The sequence below is a fragment of the Deinococcus rhizophilus genome, from assembly GCF_030271215.1.
In the GTDB taxonomy this organism is placed as follows: Bacteria; Deinococcota; Deinococci; order Deinococcales; family Deinococcaceae; genus Deinococcus; species Deinococcus rhizophilus.
This window is the reverse complement of record NZ_JASNGB010000384.1, coordinates 1-579: the sequence shown is the minus strand read 5'-3', so window position 1 is coordinate 579 and position 579 is coordinate 1. Positions and strand designations below refer to the sequence as shown.

The window sequence follows — 579 nt, the reverse complement described above, 5'->3', positions numbered from 1 at the left end:
CGCCGCCTGCCCGCCGCGCTGCCGCTGGAGCAGTGCCGCCTCCCCGGCCCACCCATGCCGGCCGACGCGGCCACCTTCGCGGCGTCGCTGCCCACCCGGACCCGCGTGGTCTTCGTGCTGGACACCAGCGGCTCCATGCGCGGCATCGGGGACGGGCAGGCGGACATCTTCAACCGGGTCAAGGCGGCGGTGAACGCCTATGTCCGCTCCGAGCGGCCCGACCGGGTGGAGCTGCTGACCTTCGACCAGGGCCTGCGCTCGCGCCGGGGCTACAGCTTCCCGGCGGACCGGGCACGCTGGAACACCGACCTCGCGGCGCTGCGGGCGGACGGGCGCAACACCTACCTCTACCGCAGCCTGGGAGAGGGGCTGGCCCCGCTGCGGGCCGGGGGGTACGTCACGACCGTGCTGGTCCTGACCGACGGCACCGACAACGACCCCGCCGGGAGCTGGACGGCGGCTCGGGCACTCGCGGCCTTCCAGGGGCGGGGCAGGCTGGACACGCTGCATTACGTGGCGCTGGGCACACCGCTGCCCGCCGACGCCGGGGCGGCGCTGCGGGCGAGCGGGTACGCGCGG

The 579-nt window shown here is 76.2% G+C and carries 1 protein-coding gene; it reads left to right on the top strand.

The annotated features are described in order from the left end of the window. The coding region (locus QOL99_RS17475; RefSeq protein WP_407650216.1) for a vWA domain-containing protein at nucleotides 1–579 on the top strand (579 nt) is incomplete at both ends.